Source organism: Frankia sp. CcWB2, from assembly GCF_977927585.1.
In genome coordinates this window covers 25,938-30,093 of the sequence record NZ_CDWRCM010000027.1, presented here as the reverse complement: position 1 = coordinate 30,093, position 4,156 = coordinate 25,938, and the positions used below count along the sequence as shown (strand labels likewise).

At 66.4% G+C, this 4,156-nt stretch carries 2 protein-coding genes; both read right to left on the bottom strand.

Translation table 11 applies throughout. The features are described from left to right. Positions 1–2,551 (bottom strand): FHA domain-containing protein (locus tag ACY45C_RS05085; RefSeq protein ID WP_462186486.1); only part of this gene is annotated, 2,551 nt, incomplete at its 3' end. Positions 2,552–3,381: 830 nt separating this feature from the next. Then, the coding region (locus ACY45C_RS05080) for an LmeA family phospholipid-binding protein (RefSeq protein ID WP_462186484.1) at positions 3,382–4,156 on the bottom strand (775 nt) is incomplete at its 5' end.

The following is a 4,156-nucleotide window of genomic DNA, read 5'->3' as shown; positions in this document are numbered from 1 at the left end:
GGGGTGGGCCGCTGACCGGTGCGGCGGTGGCGCGTTTGACGGTCTTCGGGTCCATCCGGCGGATCAGGAAGGAAGTAATGATCACGAGGAGGACGCCGACGACGAGACCGGCGACGATGTCGGTGAGGTACGCCGAGGCGCTGTGGTCGAAGAAGGGGTCATCGACGACCTTCGGGTTCACCGGCTTCTGGTTGTCTGGCCGTAGCACGCCGGCCAGGGTGATGCGGTTCAGGTCACCGACCGAGGCCATCGACGCGAAGCCCCAGCGGGCCGGCGCGATGTAGCTGATCTGCTCCAGACCGGGCGTGCCCTTCACCGGCACGATGCCACCGCTGAAGATGAGCTGGGCCATGGTGATCAGTACCAGGAGCGGCATGGTCTTGTCCGCGTTGTCGACCATCGCCGAGATCACCAGCCCGAGCATGGCCGACGCGAGCGAGACCACAATCACGGCGATGAGCAGTTCGAGCAGGGCGTTCCCGAGCACGACACCCTTGTCCGGCGTTCGCCCGGCAAGACCGATCAACGTGAACGGGATCGCCTGGGCGACAGTGATCATAACAAGAACGAGGATCTTCGAACCGACATACGCGGTCCGAGACAGACCGATGGCTCTCTCTCTTCGGTAGATCGCCCGTTCCTTGACGATCTCTCTGACCGAGTTCGCCATTCCCATGAAACAGGCACAGAGAACCATGATCAAAAGAACTGTCGGGGCATCCGAGTTCGGCGAGAACTGTTTGGCCTGTTCGGCCGTGAGATCAAAGTTCCCGCCGATGGCCCTGGGTATCAGCCCGAGCAGGAACGGGAAGGCGATAATGAGCCGCAGGTATGACTTGTCGGATGCGACGACGGCCATTGTTCGTCGGCTCAGCGTCACAAGCTGCGAGATCACCGACTGCTGCCGCAGCGAGGGCAGCTCCTCGGGAGCCGGCCGGGCCGACGGAGCAGTGATCGAGGCGGGCACGTAGTACCGCGAGTTGCGGAACTTGGCGGCCGACTCGGCCCCGGGCGTCGCCTCCAGGGTGAGGAAGACGTCCGGGTAGTCCCGCTTGCCGAAGAAGGGCAGCGCGTCCTGCGGCGGACCGAAGTAGGCCACGTAGCCGCCGGGTGCGAGGACGAGGATGTAGTCGCACAGGTCGAGCTGGGCGACGCTGTGGGTGACCACGACGACCGTCCGGCCGTCGTCCGCGAGCTTGCGCAGCGACTCCATGACGTTCTTGTCCATGCCCGGGTCGAGGCCGGAGGTCGGCTCGTCGAGGTAGAGCAGGGTCGGCCGGGTCAGCAGCTCCAGGGCCACCGAGGTCCGCTTGCGCTGGCCGCCGGACAGCCGGGAGACCTGGGTGCTGGCGTGCTGGGTGAGGCCCAGCTCGGCGAGCACCTCGTCGACCCGGGTGCGCCGCTCCGCCTTCGTGACGTCCGGCGGGAAGCGCAGCTCGGCGCCGAACTCGAGTGCCTTGCGGACGGTGAGCGAGGTATGCAGCAGGTCCTCCTGCGGCACGTAGCCGATCCGGCGCCGCAGTTCGTCATACTCTGAGTAGAGGTCCCGGCCGGCGTAGCGCACGGTGCCCTTGTCCGCGGGGCGGAAGCCGGTGAGCGCGTTGAGCAGCGTCGACTTACCCGCCCCGGACGGCCCGACGACGCCCAGCAGCGCCCGGCCGGGCAGCTTGAACGTCATGTCGTGCATGAGCTGCTTCTGACCGGCCCAGACGTTCAGGGCGTCGGCCTCGAAGCTGACGTCACCGGAGTCGATGTACTCGACGAGCTGGTCGCCCTCGAGCTGGAAGACGTGGTGACCGACGGCGATGACGTCGCCCTGGCCGACGGACGCCCGGTTGATCCGACGACCGTTGACGAACACGCCGTTGGCGGAGTCGAGGTCGGCGATCTGCAGGCCGGACCGGCCGATGTAGAGCTCGGCGTGCCGGCGGGAGGCAAGCAGGTCGGTGATGACGATGTCATTGTCACGGGCACGGCCGATCGACATCGTGCCCGGGCGCAGCCGATAAGTGGTTCGCCGCTCGTGCTCCTGCTCGAGGCTGGTGACGCCACTCACCCGTTCGTCCCGACCCTGGTCGTCGTAGTCGTGCCCGCGCTGGGACGGATCGGTCGGCCCCTGATGCGAGGTCCCGCGCCCACCCCTCGAGGAGCCCGTGGGTCGTGGCGGAGAGTAACCGGCAGCATTGGGCAGCATCGTCTGCATGTCGTAGCCGGGGTCGTACTCCGGCTCGTCCAGCGGCCTGCGGCCTTCCGGCACCTGGGGATGGATGACAACCTCGGGCCCGGTCGGAGTGCCGAGACGAAGCCGCACCTCACCGTGCACCGGGACGGTCTCGGGCATGCGCTGCCCGTCGATCCAGGTGCCGTTGGAACTGATGTCCCGAACGACCCACCCGTTGCCGGTCTGCTCAAGGAGGAGATGGCGACGGGAGACCCGGCTGTCCGCTATGACGTAGTCGGCGGTCCGGGCACGGCCGATGATGAACTGCGCCTCGGCCGGCACGGTAGCCGCACCGGCCTCGGTGACGACTCTCAGGAAGGTCGTCTGCACGTGTTTCCCCCTTCGCGACGGGACGCTGGCCGGGATGTCCCGCCGAACTCCACCTTGTCACTACGTTGTGCGGTGTCACTACGCTGTGCGGTTTTACCAGGTACTGCGGTGTCATCATGGCGCGCCGGGTCACCACCTCGCGCGGCCACTCGAGCCGCCGGATCACGCCGGATGCCCGATCGTAGCGTCGAGGGATGACCTTGATCCACCCCGGGTGACGATTTACCACCAGCTGAACGGCGATCGTTGCCGTCGCGTCGACTTCCGGGCATCTCTCGGGTTCCTGCCGCCTCATGATCGGTCGATTTACCGGTTACCCTGCACGAAACCTTCCGGGCCACGTCACCCTGAGTGGTCAGATCGTCTCGATGACCGTGCCACGGAAGCTCGGTGACCGTGCCCCGGAAGCGACGACGATGACGCATGTTCCCGTCCGGCACCCTATGAGAATGATGGTCGACGGTCCCCGACAGTGGCATCTGTCGCCGATCCGACCAGCGGCTGCAGGCCTCGGCGGCACCCGGGACGCACGCCACGGAAGTGGACGATCAGCCAACGGACGGCCACCGGAAATCGGCTGATGAAACGCCGGGAGGTGCCGCGCGTCGAACGATCGTCGACAGGTTGACGTACTCCGCGGGAAGGTCGACGTACTCCGGGAAGGACCTACTCCGGGGAGAGAGGGGCCATGGGCGGCCTCGACCGGATCCGATCCGGGCCCTGACCGCGGGGAGGGCGGTCGGTACGGCTCGACCACCGCGCGCGAGGCATTCCGGGTCGGCGCAACTGTGGCGGAAATCATGTCAGGGCTCAGGACCGCCACTCAGGGCTCAGGACGCCGGGAGCACCACGTCCTCGGCAGTCGCGGTGAGTGAGAGACCGGTCGCGTTCGTGGATGCCTCGACGATGCGGAGATGGAATGGCAGACCGGAGATCGGGATCGGGATGGACGGCAGAAGTTCTCCGGGGACACTGAATCCGAGGTTCACAGCTCCGGTGAGCTTCACCTCACTCGGCACCAGGGTGAGCATGTTGTTCCGGACCTCGAACGTCGTGATCCCACCGACCTGCTGGGTACCCAGCACCGGCACGTTGACGGTGCCAGTCACCTCGATCTCCTTTCCCCCGTCGACCGGCTTCACCTGCACCTGCTGCCCGGCGAGGTAGGCGTTGAGGTCGTTGTAGGTCATATCCACAGTGGCCCGCACGTGATCGACGGGCACCTGCCCGACATTGTTGGTGATGGCATCACCGAGCGGTACGTGTACACCCTTCAGATTGGCCTTCACCGACGAGATCTTCGGGCCCGGCGTCGGGATGCCCTCGATCTCTACTCCGATGTTGGTGAACTTCCCGAACAGGACCTGGGTAAGGAACGGGAATCCGCCGATGCTCACGCTCTTGACCGTCGGGATGGGATCACCCGGCTTGATGTTCTCGGCCACGCCGGCCTCGACCTGCTGGCGCATCTGATCCTTGGCTATCACCACGCTGACCCGGTCGCCCACGACGAACAGGACGATCAGGGCGACCAGCGCGATGAGCAGTTTCCGGCGCCGGCGACGCGGCTTGACGGGCACGGCGGGCGTGCCGCCACTTGGCGCC